The organism is Streptomyces sp. NPDC012508, from assembly GCF_042902595.1.
Taxonomy (GTDB): Bacteria; Actinomycetota; Actinomycetes; order Streptomycetales; family Streptomycetaceae; genus Streptomyces.
Map to the genome: position 1 here is coordinate 697,565 of NZ_JBIBEO010000001.1, position 22,130 is coordinate 719,694.

At 71.5% G+C, this 22,130-nt stretch carries 20 protein-coding genes; 5 read left to right on the plus strand and 15 right to left on the minus strand.

Features of this window, described 5'->3' with window-relative positions; genetic code table 11:
* Window positions 1-49: 49 nt before the first annotated feature.
* The 9 genes from gdhA to ACFY8U_RS02970 form a co-directional block, all read right to left on the minus strand.
* Window positions 50-1,396, minus strand: a complete 1,347-nt coding sequence (gene gdhA, locus ACFY8U_RS02930) for an NADP-specific glutamate dehydrogenase (protein WP_389564799.1) — start codon at window positions 1,394-1,396, stop codon at window positions 50-52.
* A gap of 205 nt (window positions 1,397-1,601) precedes the next feature.
* A complete protein-coding gene (locus tag ACFY8U_RS02935; protein ID WP_361595132.1) occupies window positions 1,602-2,021 on the minus strand; it encodes a CBS domain-containing protein in 420 nt (139 codons plus the stop codon).
* An 81-nt stretch (window positions 2,022-2,102) separates the two neighbouring features.
* Entirely contained in the window at window positions 2,103-3,017 is a 915-nt protein-coding gene (locus tag ACFY8U_RS02940) for a Ku protein (protein ID WP_389564802.1), read from the minus strand.
* Between the two features lie 73 nt (window positions 3,018-3,090).
* Window positions 3,091-4,014, minus strand: coding sequence for a non-homologous end-joining DNA ligase (gene ligD, locus ACFY8U_RS02945; RefSeq protein WP_389564805.1), 924 nt, complete (start codon window positions 4,012-4,014; stop codon window positions 3,091-3,093).
* Complete coding sequence (locus ACFY8U_RS02950; protein WP_389564808.1) at window positions 4,011-4,628, minus strand: DNA polymerase ligase N-terminal domain-containing protein; 618 nt, start codon at window positions 4,626-4,628, stop codon at window positions 4,011-4,013. The genes ligD and ACFY8U_RS02950 overlap by 4 nt, the downstream gene beginning before the upstream one ends.
* Window positions 4,629-4,703: 75 nt before the next feature.
* Window positions 4,704-5,663, minus strand: a complete 960-nt coding sequence (locus ACFY8U_RS02955) for an NmrA/HSCARG family protein (protein ID WP_389564811.1) — start codon at window positions 5,661-5,663, stop codon at window positions 4,704-4,706.
* Between the two features lie 128 nt (window positions 5,664-5,791).
* Complete coding sequence (locus ACFY8U_RS02960) at window positions 5,792-5,992, minus strand: DUF5988 family protein (RefSeq protein WP_361439980.1); 201 nt, start codon at window positions 5,990-5,992, stop codon at window positions 5,792-5,794.
* A 266-nt stretch (window positions 5,993-6,258) separates the two neighbouring features.
* Window positions 6,259-7,863: a phosphodiester glycosidase family protein gene (locus ACFY8U_RS02965; protein ID WP_389564814.1), complete on the minus strand. Its 1,605-nt coding sequence runs from the start codon at window positions 7,861-7,863 to the stop codon at window positions 6,259-6,261.
* 457 nt (window positions 7,864-8,320) lie between these two features.
* Window positions 8,321-8,857, minus strand: coding sequence for a DoxX family protein (locus tag ACFY8U_RS02970; protein WP_361439989.1), 537 nt, complete (start codon window positions 8,855-8,857; stop codon window positions 8,321-8,323).
* A gap of 221 nt (window positions 8,858-9,078) precedes the next feature.
* On the opposite strand from ACFY8U_RS02970, the gene ACFY8U_RS02975 reads away from it, so the two are divergent.
* A complete protein-coding gene (locus tag ACFY8U_RS02975; protein WP_352189376.1) occupies window positions 9,079-9,501 on the plus strand; it encodes a DUF350 domain-containing protein in 423 nt (140 codons plus the stop codon).
* A gap of 29 nt (window positions 9,502-9,530) precedes the next feature.
* Here ACFY8U_RS02975 and ACFY8U_RS02980 read toward each other — a convergent pair whose 3' ends face one another.
* From ACFY8U_RS02980 to ACFY8U_RS02990, 3 genes are all read right to left on the minus strand, one after another.
* Window positions 9,531-10,004 (minus strand): hypothetical protein, encoded by a 474-nt coding sequence (locus ACFY8U_RS02980; RefSeq protein WP_389564819.1) that lies wholly within the window; start codon window positions 10,002-10,004, stop codon window positions 9,531-9,533.
* A 35-nt stretch (window positions 10,005-10,039) separates the two neighbouring features.
* Window positions 10,040-11,575 (minus strand): glycoside hydrolase family 71 protein, encoded by a 1,536-nt coding sequence (locus ACFY8U_RS02985; RefSeq protein ID WP_389564822.1) that lies wholly within the window; start codon window positions 11,573-11,575, stop codon window positions 10,040-10,042.
* Between the two features lie 115 nt (window positions 11,576-11,690).
* On the minus strand, window positions 11,691-12,668 hold the full coding sequence (locus ACFY8U_RS02990; RefSeq protein WP_389564825.1) for an LCP family protein: 978 nt from the start codon (window positions 12,666-12,668) through the stop codon (window positions 11,691-11,693).
* 336 nt (window positions 12,669-13,004) lie between these two features.
* On the opposite strand from ACFY8U_RS02990, the gene ACFY8U_RS02995 reads away from it, so the two are divergent.
* Window positions 13,005-14,480, plus strand: coding sequence for a sugar transferase (locus ACFY8U_RS02995; RefSeq protein WP_389564828.1), 1,476 nt, complete (start codon window positions 13,005-13,007; stop codon window positions 14,478-14,480).
* 19 nt (window positions 14,481-14,499) lie between these two features.
* On the opposite strand, the gene ACFY8U_RS03000 is transcribed toward ACFY8U_RS02995, so the two are convergent.
* Window positions 14,500-15,468, minus strand: a complete 969-nt coding sequence (locus tag ACFY8U_RS03000; protein ID WP_389564830.1) for a GDP-L-fucose synthase family protein — start codon at window positions 15,466-15,468, stop codon at window positions 14,500-14,502.
* A 125-nt stretch (window positions 15,469-15,593) separates the two neighbouring features.
* On the opposite strand from ACFY8U_RS03000, the gene gmd reads away from it, so the two are divergent.
* The 3 genes from gmd (at window position 15,594) to ACFY8U_RS03015 (ending at window position 20,290) form a co-directional block, all read left to right on the plus strand.
* Entirely contained in the window at window positions 15,594-16,607 is a 1,014-nt protein-coding gene (gmd, locus tag ACFY8U_RS03005; RefSeq protein ID WP_361756827.1) for a GDP-mannose 4,6-dehydratase, read from the plus strand.
* A gap of 197 nt (window positions 16,608-16,804) precedes the next feature.
* On the plus strand, window positions 16,805-19,528 hold the full coding sequence (locus ACFY8U_RS03010) for a LamG-like jellyroll fold domain-containing protein (protein ID WP_389564833.1): 2,724 nt from the start codon (window positions 16,805-16,807) through the stop codon (window positions 19,526-19,528).
* A 78-nt stretch (window positions 19,529-19,606) separates the two neighbouring features.
* On the plus strand, window positions 19,607-20,290 hold the full coding sequence (locus ACFY8U_RS03015; RefSeq protein ID WP_389564836.1) for a hypothetical protein: 684 nt from the start codon (window positions 19,607-19,609) through the stop codon (window positions 20,288-20,290).
* A 69-nt stretch (window positions 20,291-20,359) separates the two neighbouring features.
* Here ACFY8U_RS03015 and ACFY8U_RS03020 read toward each other — a convergent pair whose 3' ends face one another.
* Both ACFY8U_RS03020 and ACFY8U_RS03025 read right to left on the minus strand, forming a co-directional pair.
* A complete protein-coding gene (locus tag ACFY8U_RS03020) occupies window positions 20,360-21,487 on the minus strand; it encodes a glycosyltransferase (RefSeq protein WP_389564839.1) in 1,128 nt (375 codons plus the stop codon).
* Window positions 21,484-22,020, minus strand: a complete 537-nt coding sequence (locus ACFY8U_RS03025; protein WP_389564842.1) for a WcaF family extracellular polysaccharide biosynthesis acetyltransferase — start codon at window positions 22,018-22,020, stop codon at window positions 21,484-21,486. The genes ACFY8U_RS03020 and ACFY8U_RS03025 overlap by 4 nt, the downstream gene beginning before the upstream one ends.
* Window positions 22,021-22,130: the final 110 nt, after the last annotated feature.

The window sequence follows — 22,130 nt, forward strand, 5'->3', positions numbered from 1 at the left end:
CCGAGCGGCCCCCCTGGCACCGTGGGGCCGCTCAGGTCCGACGATGGGGTCAGATGACGCCCTGCGCCGTCATCGCCCCAGCCACCTTCAGGAACCCCGCGACGTTGGCGCCGAGCACATAGTCCTCGGGATTGCCGCCGTACGCCTCGGCGGTGGCGCGGCACTCGGCGTGGACCCCGCGCATGACCGTGGCGAGCCGCGTCTCCGTCTCCTCGAAGGACCAGCTGTCGCGGGCCGCGTTCTGCTGCATCTCCAGCGCCGAGGTCGCCACACCGCCCGCGTTGGCGGCCTTTCCAGGTCCGAAGAGCACCCCGGCCTCCCGGAGCACCTTCACCGCCTCGGGTGTACAGGGCATGTTCGCGCCCTCGGCGACGGCGAGGACGCCGTGCTTGACCAGGGCCACGGCGTCGTCGCGGCCCAGCTCGTTCTGCGTCGCGCAGGGCAGGGCGATGTCGCACGGGACGTCGTACACCGTGCCGCGGGCCGAGAAGCGCGCGGTCGGCTTGGCCTCCGCATAGGCGGAGATCCGGGCCCTGCGTACCTGCTTGACGTCCTTGAGCAGCTCCAGGTCGATGCCGTCCTCGTCGACGAGGTAGCCCGACGAGTCGCTGCACGCCACGACGCGGCCCCCCAGGGCGTGCACCTTCTCCGCCGCGTACACGGCCACGTTCCCGGACCCGGAGACCACCACGCGGCGCCCGTCGAAGCCGTCACCGCGCGTGGCGAGCATCTCCTCGGCGAAGTACACCGCGCCGTAGCCCGTCGCCTCGGTACGGACGTGGGAGCCGCCCCAGCCCACCGGCTTCCCGGTGAGGACACCGGACTCGTACCGGTTGGTGATCCGCTTGTACTGGCCGAACAGGAAGCCGATCTCGCGCGCCCCGACGCCGATGTCCCCGGCGGGAACGTCGGTGTGCTCGCCCAGGTGCCGGTACAGCTCGGTCATGAAGGACTGGCAGAAGCGCATGATCTCGCCGTCCGAGCGGCCCTTGGGGTCGAAGTCGGCGCCGCCCTTGCCGCCGCCGATGGCCATCCCGGTCAGCGCGTTCTTGAAGATCTGCTCGAACCCGAGGAACTTCACGATGCCCAGGTTGACGCTCGGATGGAACCGCAGCCCGCCCTTGTACGGGCCGAGGGCGCTGTTGAACTCCACCCGGAAGCCCCGGTTCACCCGCACGGCGCCCTGGTCGTCGACCCACGGGACCCGGAAGAGCAGCTGCCGCTCCGGCTCGCACAACCGTTCCAGGATCCCGGTCTCCGCGTACTCCGGGTGCCGGTCGAGCGCGGGTGCGAGGGAGTCGAGCACCTCGGCCGCCGCCTGGTGGAACTCCGCCTCGCCGGGGTTGCGTCGGCAGATCTCGGTGTAGACGGCCTCGATGTGCGCGCTGACATGCATGCCTGGTGTCTCGCCTTCTGCTCGCCGAAAGGTCCGTCGCCCGCGTTCCGCTGCCCGCGGGCGACGTCACGCAATTGTTGCCGGATGCGCAGGCCCGTGGGGCGGTTGAGGCGATCCGTGTTCCGGTCGACGGCCCGCACAGCATGCGGTGTCAGCGCGTCGGGGAGCCGGAGAGCGAACGGCCGGCCGGACAGGGAGCGTCAGGTCAGGACTCGGTGGAGACGGTTTCGACGAAGTCGCCGACCTGGCCCTCGGAGAGTGTCCTGGCGACGTCGGCCTGGGCGATGATGCCGACGAGGACATGGTGGTCGATGACGGGTACGCGTCGGATCTTGTGCTCGCTCATGACGCGGAGCACCTGCTCGGCGGTGTCGTCCGCGGCGACCGTGACGATCGAGTCCTGCGCGAGGTCTCCGGCCGTGCACGCGGCGGGGTCCTTGCCCCGGGCGATGACCTTCACGACGATGTCGCGATCGGTCAGCATGCCGTGGAGCTTCTCGTCGGGGCCGCAGATCGGCAGGGCTCCGACGCCGAGGTCCGCCATCTTCCGCGCGGCCTCGACGATGGTCTCGCTCGCGCGGACGCAGGTGGCGTCCGCCGTCATCAGGTCACGTGCGGTGGTCATGGGTATCGCCTGATTCGTCTCGCGGTCGGGGGTCCCCACGGCGACTTCCCCGCCACGTCACCGCCAACCGTGGCACGGGCTTCAGGCGGCGAGCGTCTTGATGAGCTCGTCGCGCGTCATCGTCGAGCGGCCGCGTATCCCCGCCCCCGCGGCCATGTCGTAGAGCTCGGACTTGGTGAGTTCCTGGAGGTCGCGGGCCCGCGGGCGAGTCCCCTTGCGTCCGCCCGCCTTCTCCACGCTGGCGCGCAGCGCGTCCATGAGGTCGACGACGTTCGTGGACTCGGCCGGCGGTTCCGCCTTCTCCACGGTCTCCCCGGACCGCTTCGCCTCGATCAGCGCGGCGACCTTCTCCTGGAAGGTGTCCCGGTACTCCTCCGGGTCCCAGTCGATCGCCAGCGTCTCGATGAGCTGGTCGGCCATCTTCCGTTCCTTGCCCGAGGTCTTCACCCGGCCGGGCAGTGTGTCGATCTCCTTCCGCGGATCGCGGATCTCGTCGGCCCAGTGCAGGGTGTGGCAGGTCAGCAGCCCGTTCTCGGCCTTCACCGCGACCAGGTACTCGTGCTGCCGCATCACGAACGTGGCGATCCCGGCCCGGTTGGCCTCCGACAGCGCCTGTTCGAGCAGCCGGTAGATCTTGCCGTGCTCCTTGCCACGCGGACCGAGGTAGTACGTCTTGTCGAAGAAGATCGGGTCCACCTCGTCGAGGTCGACGAACCCGGTGATCTCCAGCGTCTTCGAGCGACCTGGCGCGATGTCCTCCAGCTCCTGGGGCTCGACGAGGACGTACTCGTCCCCCGCGTCGTAGCCCTTGACGATGTCGTCCAGGTCGACCTCCTCGCCCGTCCGCTCGTTCACCCTGCGGTTGCGGACACGGTCCGAGGTGCCGCGCTGGAGCTGGTGGAAGTGAACGGTGTGACTGTCCGTGGCCGTGTAGAGCCCGACCGGCACGCTGACCAGGCCGAACGTCAGACTTCCCGACCACACCGGCCGCGCCATGGCCCTCACCCGCCTCACCGAGACTGTCCGACGCCCCGCGAGTTCCCGAAAGCCCCGTCCCCGAACGTCACGGTCATGCGCGTGCGGCATGACCCTCGGCGACGCGACGCAGGCGCTGTGCCGCCGGGCAGAGCGAGCGGGGGCGCGGGGCGGGGGTCCAGGGGTCGTCCTCGACGAGCCGGTCCGCGTCGGCGAGGGTCCAGCGCCGGGCGTCGAGTCCCGGGTCGTCCAGGTCGCCCCAGGCGATCGGCGCGGCGACGGGTGCGCCGGGGCGGGCGCGTACCGCGTAGGGCGCGACGGACGTCTGCCCGTACGCGTTGCGCTGGAGGTCGACGTAGAGCCGCCCGCCGCGCGCCTTCTTACGGGCCTCGGTGGTGAGCCGGTCGGGGTGGCGGGCGGTGAGGACACCGGCGACGTCGGCGGCGAACGCCCGTACCTCGTCGAAGGCCGCGCCGCGGTCCAGCGGGACGCTCACGTGCAGGCCGCGTGAGCCGGTGGTCATCAGCTGCGAGGGCAGTCGCAGCTCGTCCAGCAGGTCGTGGAGCCACCGCGCGGCGTCGCGGACCCGTGCGAAGTCGTCGTCGGACGGGTCGAGGTCGAAGACGAGCCGGTCGGGCCGGTCCGGCAGGTCGGCCCTGGAGAGCCATCGGTGCGGGGTGATACAGCCCTGATCGGCGAGCAGGACCAGGGTGGCCGTGTCCTCGCACAGGACGTAGGTCACCGTGCCGCCCTCCTTGGGCAGTTCCGCGCGGTGGACCCAGTCCGGGAAGTGGTCGGGGATGTCCTTCTGCATGAATCCCCGGTCTCCGACGCCGTCCGGGTGCCGCTCCAGCATCAGGGGGCGGCCGCGCAGATGCGGCAGCATCCGGCGGGCGACGGTGCGGTAGTACGTCGCCAGGCCGGCCTTGGTGATGCCGTCCTCGGGGAAGAGCACCTTCTCCGGCCGGCCGACCTCGACCGTGCGCCGGCCCGCCCGGATCTTCTGCGGGGCGGTCATGCCGTCCTCCCCGTGGCGATCTGCCCCAGCGTGTGGCCGGTACGCACCGAGCGGGCGCGCCGGGGGTCGGGCGTGCCCGCTCCTGAGGCGCGCTCGTCGGAGCGTTTGACCAGGAGCCATGTCTCCCGCCCGCCGTCCGTGTCGGTACGGAAGCGGGTGAGGGACCAGCCGCCGCGCAGCTTGTGCCCGTCGAGCCAGAACGAGACGTGGCCGTCCGCCAGGGCCTGCGCGAACGGGATCTCCGTATGCCCGTCCCGCCGCGTCGAGAGATTGCGGTACGTGCCCTCGTCCCAGACGATCACGGTGCCGGCGCCGTACTCCCCCTCACCGATGACGCCCTCGAACTCGCGGTACGCCAGGGGGTGGTCCTCGGTGGGCATGGCCAGCCGCTTGTCGTGCGGGTCGGTCGACGGCCCCTTGGGCACGGCCCAGGACTTCAGGACGCCGTCGACCTCCAGCCGGAAGTCGAAGTGCATGGCTGTCGCGTCGTGGATCTGGACGACGAAGGACGGCCGCTCACCCGGCTCCGCCGCGGTGGTGTCCTCCGGTTCCGTCGTCTTCGAGAAGTCCCTGCGCCGGCGGTACTCCGCCAGTTCCGCCTGCTGGGGCGCCATGTGCGTCTCCCGCCGTCGGGGGGTCGAGTTCGAGGGTCGGGTCGAGAGTGAGACCGAGGTCGGGGGCCGCCGAGGTCAGGTCTGCCAGGCCTTGCGGACATCCTCCCGGTGCACCGCGAGCCAGTCGGCGAAGTCCTGCAGCGCGGGGTTGAGCTCACGGGCGGCGGTGAGGTCGCGGGCCCTGATGTACGGCTCCTCGCAGTCGGCGAAGAACTGGAACATGTTCCCCGCCTCGTCCGCGCCCGGATGCCCCTGCGCCCGGTACGCGTCCGGCGTCAGCGGCCGGTACAGCACGGGTTCGCCGCGCGCCTCCCCGAGCGCGGCGGCGAGGTCGGCGACCTTGAGGTGCTCCCCGGCGATGCTGACCGTGGCGGCGATGAGGTCCGTGCCCCGCTTGAAGACGGCCAGTGCGGTCCTGCCGATGTCGACGGCGGCGATGCCCGAGAGCCGGTGGTCGCCCATCGGGAAGTTCAGCTGGAGGGTGCCGTCCTCGCCGCGCTGCGGGGGGAAGAAGTCGAGGAGGTTCTCCCAGTAGAAGGTGGTGCGCAGGAAGGTGGTCGGTACGCCTTCGTCGGTGAAGTAGTGGTCGGCCTCCGCCTTGGCGTCGAAGTGCGGCACCTTGTACCGCTCCTGGAGCGTGGGCATCCGGTCGTCGTCGAGCGGGATGAACGCGCGCGTGTCCTCCAGCGTGGACCACACGGCGTGCTGCACGCCCGCGTGCGAGGCGGCCCGGGCGAGCGCCAGGGCCTGGGTCAGCTCCTGGGCGGCGGACATGTGCTCCCAGAAGGGGGTGACGAGGAAGGCGCCGTAGGCGTGCTCGAAGGCCGGGGCGAGGCTGGGCGGGTCGTCGAGGTCGCCGTGGACGATGTCGGTGACGCCGAGGCGCTTGAGCTCCTGCGCCGCGTCTCCCTCGGGGTTCCGGGTGACGGCCCGTACCGCGAACTCCTCGTCCGGGTCGGCCAGGACGGCGCGGACGAGTCCGCCGCCCTGTTTCCCGGTCGCCCCGATCACCGTGATGATCTTCTTGTCGGCCATGACTCGATTCGCCTCGCCTATCCCGCGCGCGTCGACCTCTTCCCCATCGCGTGCCCGGGGCGCGGGCCGGTATGCGTCATGCGTCGTGGGAAGGGTGCGGTTCGAAGGGGACGCTTCGGACGCGCCGCCTATTCGGCGATCTCCGTACGCTCCCACCACTCGTACACCCGCAGGGTCCCCGCGGCGGTGTCCTCGCGGCGCGGGGTCTCCCTGAAGTGCTCGTATCCCCCGAGATGCGGGAGCTTCACGTCCTCGCCGGGGGCCTCGACCTGAACGATCCGCTCAGGGAGATCGTCCGGCCCGCCCTCCAGAAACACCTTGTGCGCCATGGCACCAGTCTTGCCACACTCGCCGCACGTCGCACGCGGGAAGGGTCTGTCGGGGCAGCCGCCGTGACACCATCGGGCGTGATCGGCGATGGGGACGGCGGCATGGCCGTTCAGCTCCCCGAGGGCTTCGAAGGGGGAACGAGATGTACGACGAGTCGGCGCGATGGCCCGATCGCGGGACGAGCGCGAGCTGAGCCGGGCTGACGACGACGGCCGGCCGCGCGCGGTGAGGTTCCGCACGCGGCCGGCCGTGGGGACCGGCGCCGTCAGGGACGGACGACCAGGACGTTGCCCAGCGAGCGCTGGCCCGTCGTGTCCGAGGGCCGGTTGACGATGCCCGACCTCGCGGTGGCCAGGACGCTGGAGCCGCCGCCGTCGAGGTTCATCGCCTGGCGCGCGCCGAGCTGCTTCATCAGCTGAGCGGCCTGCGCGACGCCGAGCCCCTCGCTGTACCCGGGCTGCCGGCCGTCGACGACCACGAGCATCAGCCTGCCCAGGTCGTCCACGCCGACCATGGAGCGCGGGTTGCTGCGCAGGGTCCAGTTGTACGTGAAGGTCTGGTCCGCGCCGTCGCGGATGATGCCCTCCGCCTGGGCGTTGACCGACACCTTCCCCTCACGTACCAGGGCCGGGCCGACCTGAAGGATCGTCGTGTCGGAGGTGAGCGGCACCTGACGGCCCCTGCCGTCCTCCACCCGCTCGGAGAACGTCAGCGTCTGGCCGACCACGGCGTGCTGCAGCAGCCACTCCGCGCTCGCGCCGGTCGCCTGGACGGTCGACCCGCCGTCGGGCACGCTCGCGCCGCGCGAGGTGTGCACCGCCGTCACGCGGCCGGCGCCGTCGAGCACGGCCTCCGCGCCCGCCCCGGCCGGCGGCGTCCCCCACTCCGGGGTGAAGCGCACCAGCTCGCTGCTGTCGGTGCACTTCAGGTCGTGCTGCGGCTTCTGTGTCGGCAGGTCGCCGCCGACACCGCCGCAGTTCCAGACGTCACCGGGCACCCGGTTCACCCCGTCGACCTCGACGGTCTCCGTCCCGGCCTTGAGCGTCACGCGCGCGGTGAACGTGTCCACGGCGAAGGAGCGGCCGCCGTTGGTCACCTTGAGGCCCGCCCGGCCCTGGGTCGCGGAGCCGAGCAGCTTGCCGTCCTTCACGTACAGGCCGCCCGGAGCCTGGTTGTAGAACCACTGGGCGTTGATGCCGGCGAGGGCACCGGTGGAGGCGATGAGGTCGGTCAGCGTCTCCGTGCCGTTGAGCTTGGGCCCGAAGTCCGTGCCCACGCTGCCCTTGAACGTACGGAAGTCCAGGCGCAGCACATGCACCTTCTGCGGTGCCTGCTTGTCGGTGCCGTCCTGCGCCGTGTAGCGCGTACCACCCGCGAAACCGGCGGACTTGATCCGGCTCAGCTGCGCCGCCGCGTCGGCTTCGTTCGCGTGGAGGCCGACGCGGACGGTCCAGCCGAGCGTGCCGGGGCGGCGGTCGGCGAACGCCGGGGCGACGACCTCCTCGACGCGGGGCTCGAACCCCTTCTCGCGCAGCGCCGTGGCCACCCGGTCGGCGGTGGCCCGGGGGCCGAGGGCCGTACCCGCGGACGGCAGCGGGCCGTCGGGGGCCACGGGCAGATAGACATGAACGGTCCACCGGTCGTCGGCGTTCTGCTTGCCGTACGAGGTGGAGGTCAGCGTCACACCGGGCGCCACGGTCGTGCTGACCGAAGGAGCGCTCGGGATGAACGGGTGCGGGGTGCGGGCGACGGCCGACGCTCTGGCCGCCTCGGAGCTCTGCGGCGGCGCCGCCTCCGCGACGGGCACCGCCGAAGCCGTGCCCAGAACCGTCGCAGCCGCCGCCAGGAGGGAGAGGGACTTGCGCTGCATGAGCGTCCTTCCGTCGTAGGAACGTAAGGCAAGGCAAAGCGCAGTCAGTTGCCGGGAGATGACTCCTAGTGCAACAGACGAGGCAGCTCGGTGGAAGGCTCCGCTCCAGGTGGGCTCACATCGTTCAACGCCGCGCATGAGCCCCGCGGCTCACACACCGTCATGACGAGCGCGCCCCCGAAAGGTTTCGCGGGAGGGAAGGGCCGGTGCCGAGGAGGGGTTGTGGGGCTCGGTCGTCGACAGCCCGTCATCGGCGCCGAGTTCGGCGCGCGCAGGGCGGTGGCCGCCGGAACAGCGGCGCGGCGCCCCGCCGCATGGGCGGGGCGCCGCGCTTTCACACGTATGTGGGCGTATGGGCGTCATCGGGAGTTTCGGGTGGATCGAGCGTCCGCACGCTCAGAAACGCGACGGCTCCCCGGACTTACCGGGGAGCCGCCGCGCCTGGAGAGAGCCCGGTTCAGTCGATGCTGTCCTCCTCGTGGGCCGCGGCGCTCCGCGCCTGGGCGCGGCGGCCCACGACGGCGGCGGCCGCGAGGGCACTGCCGAGGAACGCGGTGGCGACGACCCAGGGACGGTCCAGGACGTGGCCGGTGGCGTGGTCGAGGGAGTAGCGGCCGGCGCCCGCGACACCGATGGCGGCCGAGGTGAAGCCGAGGAAGGCGGGGTACTCGTAGCCACCGCCCTGGGCGAAGAAGCCGGCCGGGGCGTGGACGGAGACCGCGCCCGCCATCGCTCCGGCCGCGGCGGCGCCGGCGGCCGGGGTGGCCAGGCCAAGGGCCAGCATGACCCCACCGCCCGCCTCGCCGAGCCCCGCGGCGATCGCGCTCTCGCGCGGCGGGTGGAAGCCCATGGCCTCCATCGCCTTCGTCGTCCCCTCCAGTCCGCCTCCCCCGAAGAAGCCGAACAGCTTCTGTGTGCCGTGCGCGACAAGGACGGCGCCGGTGCCGACCCGGAGGACGAGAAGCCCGATGTCGCGTCGGTTGAGGGTGGTCATCTGGGTCTCCCTGGGCAGAGCCGGAACCGTACGACTTCCACTGTCACCTCTGTGAGGGCCGAGGCCGGTGCGTTGTTGCTCCATACAGGGAACGCTCTGTGCCACGTGGGCCCTGCCGCGCGACGGGTGGCCGCCCGGCGGGGGGACAGGACGCATGCGCTACATTTTGCCGGTCCTTGACCGCGATCATTCACGATCCCTCTCCTCGGAGCCGGCAACACATGAGCGACATCGTCAACGGCCTCGGCCGTGCCACCGCCTACGGCGCCCTCGGCGTGGTGCTGCTGATCCTCGGCATCGTCCTCGTGGACCTGCTCACGCCCGGGAAGCTCGGCCGGCAGATCTGGGAGGAGCGCAACCGGAACGCCGCGACGCTCCTGAGCTCCGCGCTGCTCGGTATCGGCGGCATCGTCTTCACCTCCATATGGACGACGTACGACGACTTCGGCAAGGGCCTCGCCTCGACGGCCGCCTTCGGACTGCTCGGCCTGGTCATGATGGCCGTGGCGTTCCTGGTCGTGGACCTGGTCACGCCGGGCAAGCTCGGCGCCACCCTCGTCGACCCCCAGCCCCACCCGGCGGTCTGGGTCACGGCCTCGTGCAACATCGCGGTCTCGGCGATCGTCTCCGCCTCCATCGCCTGATCCGGGCCGGGCCGCCACGGGCCGCCCGTTCAGCGCCCCATCGGCTCGACTTCGAGGAACCGTCTGCGGCGCGGCCCCCGGTAGAGCAGCGCCTCCCAGCCGAGCCGCTCCAGGACGGGCACGCACGCGCCCAGGGCGGACTCCTCCTCCTGGACCGCTCCCCCGCCGGGCGGCCCCACCCACTCCACGACGGCGGTGCCGGGCCGCTCCCCGGCCGTGACCCGGTAGCCGGTAGCCGTCCGGCCGCCCGCGGCGTCGACCGCCGAGGGCGCGGCCCCCGCCGCCTCCAGGGCGAGCGCCACCGCCCGGACGGGCTGCCTGCGCTCCCACTCGGCGGGCCGCTGCCGCGGATCGCCGCCTCCGTGGCCGCCGGTCAGCCGCCGTATCTGGAGCAGCCCTTCGACCGCGGCCCGTACCTCACGGGACCGCTGCTCCCTGTCTCCCTCCGGGAGCGGCGGGCCGTCCCCCGTCGCCGCCTCGAAGGTCCCCCGGTTCTTCGTCATGCCCCCACGCTAGGACCCGCCACCGACAACCGCGCTCAGCGCTGGCTGCGGCCGCTCGTCACGGCGTAGTACTGCAGGTCCTGCTTGTCGACCGGCCGCCGGACCGGGTAGCGGCTCGTGACCTTCGTCGTGGTCGCCCCGGCGCGTACGACGGTCGCGGCACTGTGTCCCGTACGCAACGGCAAGAGTTGCGCGTGCACACCGGCCGGCGCCCGGTAGCCGCTCTCGGTGTCACCGGTCCTCGTGCGGATGTCCGCGGGGGCCGTGAGGAAGGAGAGGACCTCCACGGTGTCGCGGGGGTCCGCGGTGCCCTCGCGGGGCCGTATCACCTGAGGCTGGCGCGCGGGCGGCGGAAGGTCGTCGGCGAACTGGACACGTGAGGTCAGATAGAGCGTGTCGCGCAGGATCTTCGGCCAGGCTCCGGTCTTGAACCGCGTCAGGTAGTACGAGGACAGGTCCAGGTACGCGTAGCCGTTGTGCAGCGAGGGCGCGACGTGGGTGCCTTCGGAGTAGTCGTTCCACGTGGTGAGCTGGACCCAGTCCGCGTCCGAGTCGATGGCGGCTCCCCAGCTCGCGCGCAGGGTCTCGGTGTTGCCGGCCTCGTCGTAGACGCCCTGGTTGGGGCGGGCGTCCTGGACGGAGACCGGCTGCATCCAGATCTTCCCGAGCCGGTGGGCCCGTTCGGCGTCGGCCGCAGCCCCCGCCTGGCGGCCGGCGCTGCGGGCGCCCCACTCGGAGAGGCCGTGGCTGATCGCCGCGTACGCGTCCCGCTCCGGTGTGAAGTCGAGGAAGAGCGGAACGAGTGCGGTGCGGATGCCGTGCCGCGCTTCCAGTTCGCCCGTCATCCGCCGCCACCAGTCGGGGTCCTTCTCCTCGGCCTTGAAGGGGGAGACGACCAGCCGTCCGTCGGGCAGCCGGTGTGCCGAGGGGCTCTTGGCCAGTTGCGCGAGCGAATCGGCGAGGCCGGCGGGGGTGGCCGACGTCAGGGCCGTCATGTCCGGCATGAGCTGGATCCGGAACCCGGGGTCCTCCTCGTGGGCGGCGCGGAGCAGCAGTTCGGCGCGGTCCCGGTTGCGTCCGGTCTCGGAGAGCAGGTCGAGGGTGAAGCCGTCGAGTCCGGCGTCGCGGGCGGTGCGGACCTCCTGGCGCAGATGGGCCAGTTCCCAGTCCCCGGCCTCGGGCGCGGCCGGGAGCGGGCGGTCGCGCAACAGCCCTCCGTACGCCTGATGTCTGCCCTTCTCGCCGTCCGGGGTGAGGTAGTTCCGCGCGTAGTAGTCGCGGTCGGCGGGCTCGTTGTCCAGGGAGAGCGGGTACGGGGTGAAGTAGTGGGCGAAGACCAGCTTGTCCGAGCGGCGCAGTTCGGCGGCGGGCGGCAGGTCGAAGGGGAGGGCGGTGCTGTACGCCTTCGGGGGCGTGGCGTTCGCCTCGGCGGGGGCGTTCGCGCGGAGCGAGTTCGCCGCGCCGATGCCGGCCAGGGCTCCGACGAGGAGCACGCCGAGGGCGATTCCCGGGGCGAGCCGCCGCCGCCCCGGAGCCCGGTGGGTGGTCCGGGCGGAGGACTTGTCCGCCATGGGCGTCCTTAGGGTCGGTCGCGGCTGTCGCGGGGCCGCGGGCTGGCTGTAGTACAGCCGATGGCGGACGGGGGAACAACCACCGTCGGGCGTGTGGCGGACCGGCCGCGGGGGCCTACGGCGTACCGCTTCCGAGACGGTCGGTGCGGTGACCGGCGACGTACGCGGCCAGGGTGTCGTTCCGCATCGCCGCCCACAACGCGTCGGATTTCCCTCGGTCGAGGAGGACGACGGACTGGCCCTTGATCATGGCCGTGCGGGCGACGGGCGCGTTCATGAAGACCATGTCGCCGGGCCTCACCGACCGGTTGTCCCAGAGGAGTTCGCGCAGGTCGGCGTCGCTGAGCCGGTCGTCGACGCTGACACTGGCGGTGAGCGTGTCGAGCAGTTCGGCCGCCCGGACGGGGTTGGTGAGGTTGCGCGTGGTCATCGTCCTGGTGAGGACGGCGCGCAGGAAGTTCTGCTGGCGGTGGGTGCGGTCGAAGTCGCCGCGGGGAAGGTTCTTGCGTTCGCGGACGTAGGCGAGGGCCTGGGTGCCGTTCATGTGGCGGACCGTGCCGTCCACGCGGAGGTCGACCCCGCCGACCGCGTCGGTGAGTTCCTTGAACCCCTCCCAGTCGATGATCGCGAGATGGTCCACGCGGACGTCGGTGAGGCGCTGGACGGTGTCGATGAGCAGGGGCGGACCTCCCCAGGAGAAGGCGGCGTTGAGCTTGGCGGTGCCGTGCCCGGGGATGTCGACCCAGGAGTCGCGGGGCAGTGAGACGACGTACGCGTTGGAATGGTCGGCCGGCAGGTGGACGAGCATCATCGTGTCGCTGCGCTGGGCGCCGTACGTCCAGGACGGTGCCTTGGCGTCGCGCCCGGTGGTCGGCAGGTCGGACCGGCTGTCGACGCCGACGAGGAGGAAGGTCTGACCGCCCTTGGAGGGTGCGGGCTGCTGAGCCGGTGGTACGTGGGTCGGGAACGCGCCCGGGATGCGGTCGACCTTCCCGGTGTAGTGCTCGACCGCCCACCAGCCGGCGCCGCCGACCATCAGGATCCCGATGCCCAGCAGGGCCAGCGCCACCAACAGGACGCGTTTCGGGCTCACTCGGCGCTTGCGGGGCGTGACGGACGGTGTGCTTTCCGCCACAGTGCCGGCTCTCTCCCCCTCCGTGACCTGGTCCCCCTCCGACACGCTCCCACCCCTTCCTTCCATGGCCCCACGTGCGCCAACTCCCTTTGAACAGACGTATCATGCGCTCGGCCGTGTCCACACCGGCCCTCACGTCACGAGATGAATACGCCATCTCCTTCCGAGGTCGTTCGCGTGAACTGCAGCGGACGTGCACGTGTATGTCGTACTGTTCCGGCGTTGCGACGCTTGTTCGTCGATCAGGGGGTCGACGAACGGGGTGGCGAACGTCGACACGTGCCTGGGGGGTACATGTGGCATGCCCGCACAACTGAGACCAACTCCACCGGAACTGCGGCCGGTTCAACTGTTACAGCGACGCGCCCTCGCACGAAGGCGGGCTGGTATCCGGTCGTCGCGCTGACCGTCGACGTGCTCGGCGTGGGTCTGCCGGTCGCGCTGATCCTGCGCGTCGAGCGCCAGCCGTACGCCTATGCCAGCGCCCTCGTGGCCGCTCTCGCCTGGGCCGCGGTGCGGTCCCTGCGCCGACGGTACGCGCGGCGCGAGCTCGGAGAGTCGCGAGGCAGTCTGCCCGTCCTCCACGACTGGCTGATCCTGCTCGGGGTCCTCGCCGTGCTGCGGGCCGCCGCCGATCTCCACCACCCGGCGCTGCTCTGTCTCGCCGCGCTGCTGCCGGCGCCCGTACTGACCCTGACCTGCTCGAAGTTGACGTGGCACCACCTGGTGGCCGCCCGTCGCGAGGCGCAGGTGGTGACCCGCGTGCTGCTCCTCGGTGAGCCCACCGCCGCCGGGGACGTCGCCGAGCATCTCGCCGGACGGACCGAGCATCCGTACGTGGTGGTAGGGATCGTCGCGATCGGCGAGGGCGCCGTCCGTACCGGTGCGCCGGTGGCCGCGCGGCTCGGCGTCCTGATGCCGGAGGCCGCGGACGGCGACACGCGCCAGGTGCTGGCCGCCGCCCGCGAGCTGGAGGCCGACGTCGTCCTGGTGGCGGCGGGACCCCTGATGGCGGGCGAGCGGTTGCGCCGGCTCTCCTGGGGACTGCATGACGCCGGGACCGAACTCGCCCTGGCCCCCGGCCTGGTGGAGTGCGCGGTCAAGCGCCTCGAAACCACGTCGGCCGCCGGTCTAGCCCTGCTCCGGGTCGCTCCGCCGCTGCGCAGCGGGGTCCAGCCGTTCCTGAAGTCCGCGATGGACCGGGCGGGCGCGGCGCTCGGGCTGCTCCTGCTGTCCCCGGTCTTCCTGGCGATCGGCGCCGCGGTCCGGCTGGGCTCGCAGGGGCCGGTCTTCTACCGGCAGGTGCGGGTCGGCCAGGGCCGCGTGCCGTTCGTGATGTGGAAGTTCCGCACGATGTTCCTGGACGCCGACGCCCGCAAGGCGGAACTGGAGCGGGCCAACGAGCACGACGGGCTGATGTTCAAGATGCGCCGCGATCCGCGGGTGACCCGCGTCGGCCGGCTGCTTCGCCGCACCTCGCTCGACGAACTGCCCCAGCTGATCAATGTGCTGCTCGGTTCGATGTCCCTGGTCGGGCCGCGTCCGCCGCTGCCGGAGGAGGTCGCCCGGTACGGGGACGTGGAGCTGCGCCGCCTGGCGGTGCGGCCGGGGATGACGGGGCTGTGGCAGATCAGCGGCCGTTCGGACCTGTCGTGGGACGAGACCGTCGAGCTCGATCTGCACTACGTCGACAACTGGTCGTTCACGAGTGATGTGGATGTCATGGCCCGTACGTTCCGCGCCGTCGTCGACGGTCGCGGAGCGTACTGACGGGCCGCCGCGCATGAGATCAGTGCTGTTGCCGCCACCAGGCGTAGGTGGCGGCGATCCCGTCCGGCAGGGCAATGGCGGGCTTCCAGCCGAGACCGGTCAGCCGGGAGACGTCGAGGAGCTTGCGCGGGGTGCCGTCGGGCTTGCTCGTGTCCCAGGCGATCCGGCCCTGATAGCCCGTCACCTCCGCGACTGTTTCGGCGAGTTCGCGGATGGTGAGGTCCTCGCCGCAGCCGATGTTGACCGGCTCGTCGCCGTCGTAGCCGCGCAGCAGGAGCGCGCAGGCGGCGGCGAGGTCGTCGACGTGCAGGAACTCGCGGCGCGGGCTGCCGGAGCCCCAGAGCGTGATCTCCTCCCGCCCCTCCTCGCGGGCTTCGTGGAAGCGGCGGATCAGCGCGGGCAGGACGTGCGAGGTCTCCAGGTCGAAGTTGTCGCCGGGGCCGTAGAGATTGGTCGGCATCGCGGAGACGTACCGTGCGCCGTACTGCTTCCGGTACGCCTGGATCTGGACGATTCCGGCGATCTTGGCGAGCGCGTAGGCCTCGTTGGTGGGCTCGAGCGGACCGGTCAGGAGCGCGTCCTCGCTGATGGGCTGCGGGGCGAGCCGGGGATAGATGCAGGACGAGCCGAGGAAGAGCAGGCGCCGGACTCCGGCGGCGTGCGCGCCGGCGACGACGGCGAGCTGGATCTGGAGGTTCTCCTCCAGGAACTGCACCGGGTAGGTGCTGTTCGCCATGATCCCGCCGACCTTGGCGGCGGCGAGCACCACGGCGTCGGGGCGGGTCTGGGTGAGGAAGGCGGCGGTCCGCGCCGCGTCCCGCAGGTCGAGTTCGGCACGGGTCCGGGTGATCACCTCGTGCCCGTCGGCGGCGAGCCGGCGGGTGATCGCGGAGCCGACGAGGCCGCGGTGTCCCGCGACGAATATCCGGGCCCGCTCGGGCAGGTACGACGTCGATGCGCTCGCAGAGGCGCTCGTCGATTCAGTCATGGCCCGGATCATGCCAGGCCGAGCAGGACCGCAGTACACCAGATCCGGATTTTCTGCTCGGATCACTTCATATCCGCAAGATACGGACCGGCTGGGGGCCGGTCCGTCAGGGAGGGGCACGACGCATGAGCAAGACCGCACTGATCAGCGGCGTCACCGGGCAGGACGGCTCCTACCTGGCCGAGCTGCTGCTGTCCAAGGGCTACACGGTGCACGGCCTCGTCCGCCGCTCGTCGAGCTTCAACACCGAGCGGATCGACCACATCTACCAGGATCCCCAGCAGGCGAACCGCTCCTTCGTGCTCCACCACGCGGATCTCGCGGACGGTGTCGCGCTGGTGAACCTGCTCCGCGACATACGCCCCGACGAGGTCTACAACCTGGGCGCCCAGTCCCATGTACGGGTCTCCTTCGACGCACCGCTGTACACCGGTGACGTGACGGGTCTCGGTGCCCTGCGACTCCTGGAGGCGATCCGCGCCAGCGGTGTCGACACCCGGATCTACCAGGCGTCCTCCTCCGAGATGTTCGGCGCGACCCCGCCGCCGCAGAACGAGGAGACCCCCTTCCACCCGCGCAGCCCGTACGGAGCCGCCAAGGTCTTCGCCTACTGGACGACGGTCAACTACCGCGAGGCGTACGGCATGTTCGCCGTGAACGGCGTCCTGTTCAACCATGAGTCGCCGCGCCGGGGCGAGACCTTCGTGACGCGCAAGGTGACCCGGGCCGTCGCCCGGATCAAGGCCGGGCTTCAGGACCGGCTCTATCTGGGGAACCTCGACGCCGTACGCGACTGGGGTTACGCCCCGGAGTACGTCGACGCCATGTGGCGGATGCTCCAGCAGGACGAGCCGACCGACTACGTGGTGGCGACCGGAGTCGCCGCGACCGTACGGCAGTTCGTGGAGACCGCGTTCACGCATGCCGGGCTCGACTGGGCCGAGCACGTCCGCTACGACCCCAAGTACGAGCGGCCCAGTGAGGTGGACGCGCTGATCGGTGACGCGAGCAAGGCCCGGGACCTCCTTGGCTGGAAGCCCTCGGTGCAGGTGGACGAACTGGCCCGGATCATGGTCGACGCCGATGTCCGTCTCGTCGAGGACCAGTTGGCCGGCGTGACGGTACGCATCGACCGCTGAGCTGCACCTTTCGGCCGCGCCCGGGGCCCGAGAGGCGCCTGCGTTCCGCGCGGCCCCGGGCGGCTCCCGGGCCGGCAGATACAGAATTGGTCAAGTTGGCTTGTCCGACTGCCACTTCGTCATACAGTTCGCATTCATCAGATGGCAGTTGCACCACTTCACGCCACATTGACTGGGCTATCACGCCTGGGGGGAACATGCGTAGATCCTGGGGGCTCACCACTGCCCTCGTCCTGACCGTCGCGGCCGGAGCCGGAGGCTCTCTGGCCCCGACGGCCGCGGCACTGACGCCGCCGGTGGCCTTCACCGCGGACGATCTGCCGACTTGGCAGACCAACGGTGTCGTCTGGGCGCTCGCCGAGGCGAACGACACCGTCTTCGTCGGCGGCACCTTCTCCGAGGTGCGTCCGCCCGACGGCGGAACCGGCACTCCGCGGAGTGCCGTCAACTTCGCGGCGATGGACGCGGCCACGGGCGCGCCCACCAGCTGCAACCTCTCCTTCACCGTCGGCAGCGGCACCGCGACCGTGCGGACCCTGGTGGTGTCGCCGGACAAGAAGACGCTGTACGCGGGTGGATACTTCGGCGCCGTCAACGGCACCCCGGTCTCCAGCCTCGCCGCGATCGACATCGCCACCTGCACGCCGAAGGCGTCCTTCACCCCGAGCTTCCCCGCCACCGTGCGGGCGCTCGCCGTCACCGACACCACCATCTACGCGGCCGGCGACTTCGGCACCGTCGAAGGGCAGACGCGGGAGCGGTTCGCCGCGATCACCACCGCCGGCGCGCTGCTGCCGTTCACGGCGAACGCCGACGAGCCGGGCCGGGCCATCGAGGTGACCCCCGACGGACAGAACGTCCTGCTCGGCGGCGACTTCTTCAGCGTGAACGGGGCCAACTCGCACGCGCTCGCCGTGGTGAACGCCACGACCGGCGCCGTGACCAAGGCGTACCCGAACGGCTGGATCCCGTCGAACTCCGTCGTCAAGGACATCGAGACGGACGCGACGGGCTTCTACACCGGCAACGAGGGCACCGGCGGCGGCGTCTTCGACGGCCGCATAGCCCTGAACCTCTCGAACTTCGAGCAGCGCTGGCGCGACACGTGCCTGGGCGCCACCCAGGCCGTCCGCTCCTACGAGGGTGTGCTCTACAGCGCATCGCACGCCCACGACTGCGCCAGCGTCGGCGAGTTCCCCGACGGGCGCCGCTACCACCTGCTCGCCCAGCCGACCACGTCGACCGGCAAGCTCGGCTGGTTCCCGGACACCAACGACGGCATCGGCGAGGGCATCGGGCCGCGCGCGTTCACCATCTCGGGCACCGGTTCCGCCAAGTACCTCTGGGTGGGTGGTGAGTTCACCACCACCAACGGCGCTCCGGCTCAGGGTCTGACCCGCTTCGCGTCCGGTCCGGACACCGGCGCTCCGACCGTTCCGGTCGCCAGCGCGGCGGCCGTCGGCCCGAACGCGGTCCAGATCCGGTGGCGCTCCAGCCTCGATCTGGACGACTCGAAGCTGACCTACAAGGTCTACCGCAACGGCGCCGCGACGCCGATCGCGACCGTCCAGGGCGACTCGCTGCACTGGTCCCGCCCGCAGGTCTCCTTCAAGGACACCGGCGTGACCCCGGGCCAGACCTACAGCTACCGGGTGACCGCGGGTGACGCGGACGGCAACACCAGCGCCCTCTCGGCGACCTCCACGGTGACCGTGCCGACCTCGCCGGAGCCGTACGCCTCCAAGGTGATCGCCGACGGCGCCGGGCTGTACTGGCGCTTCGACGAGTCGACCACGCCCTACGCGGCCGACTCCTCCGGCGGTGGCAACAACAGCGGTCTGTACGTCAACGCCCCCGCGATGCGGCAGACTCCGGGCGCCGTCTCCGGCTCGTCCACGGCCGTCGCGCTCAACGGCACGGACGAGCAGATCCACAGCGACCGGCGACAGAGCGTCACCGGTGCCTTCACCGTCGAGACGTGGTTCAAGACCACCACGAACCGTGGCGGCAAGCTCATCGGCTTCGGCAACAACACGACCCGCAACAGCGGTAGTTACGACAAGCACCTGTACATGACGAACTTTGGCAACGTGGTGTTCGGCGTGTACACCGGGTCCACCCGGACGCTCACCTCCCTCGGCTCGTACAACAACGGCCAGTGGCACCACGCCGTCGGCACCCAGGGCCCCGAGGGCATGAGGCTGTACATCGACGGCCAGCTGGTCGGTTCCAACAACGTCACCACCAACCAGCAGTACGACGGCTACTGGCACGTCGGCGCGGACAACCTCTCCAGCTGGCCGCTGCGGCCGACGAGCAACTTCTTCGCCGGTCAGATCGACGAGGTCGCCGTCTACCCGTCGGCGCTCACCGGGACGCAGGTCTCCCAGCACTACAACCTGGCGAAGGCCCCGGCCGACTCGGTCACCACCGTCGCGGCATCCGAGGACACCTACGCCAACGCCGGCGCGCCGAGCACCAACTACGGCACGTCCAGCTCGCTGGCCGTCCGCGGCACCTCGCCGTACGCGTCCTACCTCCGGTTCCCGCTGCCGACCGCTCCGGCCGGCACGGTCCTGAAGAGCGCCCGGCTCGCGGTGAAGACCACCACGATGACCGGTGCGGGCTCGGCCGACTCCCAGTCGGTCGTGCCGATCACGGGCTCGTGGGCCGAGGACACGCTGACGTACAACAACCGGCCGACGCTCGACGCGAACCCGGTCGGGACGCTCAGCGGCGCGGTGGACGGCTCGGTGGTCTACTCGGCCGCGCTGGACACCACGGCCGTCTCGGCGGCTCTCGGCAGCTCGTACGGACTGGCGCTGACCAGCACCGGTACGGACCCGCTGTGGCTCTGGGCGTCCGAAGCGACGGCGGCGGAGGGCACTCCGCAGCTGGTGCTGACCTTCGGCGCTCCGTAACGGATCGTCGTACCTCCCTCACGGATGCGGGGCCCGGCACTCCGGGCTCCGCATCCGCCGTACCACAGGAGTTCCCTCATGCGTCGATCTCTTCAGCGGCGCCCGGCAGCTGCGGCGGCCGTGCTCGCCGCGCTGCTCGCCCTGTCCGCCTGTTCCTCGGAGAGCGAGGGCGCCGACGGGGCGGCGAAGGCCGCCGCGCCCACGCGCTCGGCGGCCGTGCCCGACCGGCAGGCCGAGGCGGAGCCCACGAGCCCCGCCCCGACCGCGACCACCAAGGGCCCGGTCGTGCCCGACTCCGCGCTCAAGCCGGTCACCGGCTCGTTCACGGAGAAGGAGAAGAAGTTCCTGAGCGGGCGGGTGCCGCAGAACACGGACCCGGCCGCCGTCCTGCAGACCGGCCAGGAGTCCTGCCAGCGTCTGGAACGCACCGCCAAGCGCGACAAGGACGCGGCCGTCGGCGCGATCATCGCCGGCGACATCCGCGACGCCGAGGCCGTGGTGACCCATCTATGCCCGGCGCAGAAGCCTCTCTTCGCCACGGCGAGGACCGGTTTCCCCGACGGCACGGCGACGAACCCGAAGGCCGGCACCTACCGCGCCCTCACCACCCATCCCGCCTGCACCTGGCGGGCGACCGGCGCGGACGGCAAGATCCTCGCCTCGGGGCCGACGACCGGCTCCACAGGGCCGGTGCGGGCGAAGATCCCGTCGGGAACAAGGGAGTTCACCTCCAGCGCCTGCTACGCCTGGGTGCCCGCGTAAGAACCGCGTGACACGGGTGAGCCCGGTGCGGTCGCCAGACCGCACCGGGCTCACCCGTACTGGACCAGGTCAGACGCCGCCCGCCGCGCCTTCGTAGACCCCGAGCAGGGTGTCGAGGACCGCGTCCATCGAGAACGCCTCCGCCGCGAGCTTCCGGGCCGCCGCCGACGCGGCGTCGTTCGCGCCGGGGTCCAGGAGCGCGCACACGGCCGGGGCCAGGCCCGACGCGTCCGCGACCACCCGTCCCGCGCCCGTCTCCTCGATGTCCCGGGCGAGGCCGTTGGAGGTGGTGACGACGGCCGGGGTGCCGACCGACAGCGATTCCAGGACGGACATCGGGAACGGCTCGTCGACCGACGGCAGGACGTACACGTGCGCCCGGCGCAGTTCGTGGAGCATCTGCTCGGACGTCAGCGGTCCCGGGCGGCTCACGCGGTCACCGACGCCCAGGTCGGCGACGAGGGCGTCCACCCCGGCCCGCTCGCCCTCGTCCGGCCCGGCGAGGACGAAGTGGGCGTCCGGGTGGTGGCGCAGGATCTCCGGGACGGCCGCGACGAAGTCCGTGGGCCGTTTGCGGGACTGCAGCCGGGCCGCGTAGAGGATGCGGGGCGGGCCGGTGGGCGCCGGACGCGGCTCCTGGGCCGGGACGCCGTTGACCAGGCGTACGGACCCGGCGAGCGGCCCGCCGACGACCGCGTCCAGGTCCCGGCGCTCGCGGTCCGTCAGGTACAGCACGGCGGAGGCGCCGCGCAGCACACGGCGGACGGCGACCGCGTCGAGGAGCTTGGCCAGCGGTCTGTCGCTGGGGTCGACCATGCCGTGCGTCTGGAGCACCAGCGGGCGGCCGGCCCGGAGCGCGGCGAGCGCGACGGGCAGGGTGACGAGATCGCGGGCCAGGTGGACGTGGACCACATCGGCGTCCTTGACCAGCGCGCTCGCCCCGGCGAGCAGCGCGGGCGAGGTGATGCCGCTGAAGCCCAGCGGGAGGATCGAACGGGCCTGGTAGAGCCGGGCCGGTACGCCCTCCACGTCGGTCGGGAGAGTGCCCGGGAAGCCGTCGCCGAGAGCCGTCAACCGCGTCCGGTGGCCACGTGCGGCAAGCCCGCGGCAGAGGTTCACCGCGACCCTGACCGGTCCGCCGAAGGCGTGGGTGGGGCTGTGCAGCGTGACCGCGTGGAGGATCCTGAGGCCGCTCACGCGGGCACCGGAACCGGTCGGCGGCCTTCGGCCGTGTGCAGCGTCAGCTCGGGCAGGTCCTTGTGGAGCGTCGTACCGGCGGCGACGACCGCGTGGCGGCCGACGGTGACGCCGGCGAGGACGGTCGCGCGTGCCGCGACCCAGGCGCCGTCCTCCACGGCGATCGGGGCGTTGCGGTAGCGGAAGTCCGCGGCGCGATGGTCGTGGCTGCCGGTGCAGAGCAACGCCTCCTGGGAGACGCAGACATGGGCACCGAGCGTGATCGGCTCCAGGTTGAGCAGCCAGGCGCCCTCGCCGATCCAGGTGTGGTCGCCGACGGTCAGCTTCCACGGCCACAGGATCCGCACCCGGTGCCGTATGAGCACACCGTCGCCTATGTTCGCGCCGAAGGCCCGCAGCAGCGCGACCCTCAGCCCGGCCGGGCAGAACCAGGCCATGAAGACCGTGTTCATCACCGCGAACCAGAGGGCCTGCACGAGCTTGCCGCGGCCCTTGTCGTATCCGGCCAGCGTGAAGGCCGGTAGATTCCGCATGAGTTCACCCCCACCGGCGCCTCCCCAGGCGCCCGGCGTTCAGACTAACGGTTGACACGAGGTGACAGGGGGGCGTCGGTACACTGCCGCGAAGTGATGTTCCGGGGTGG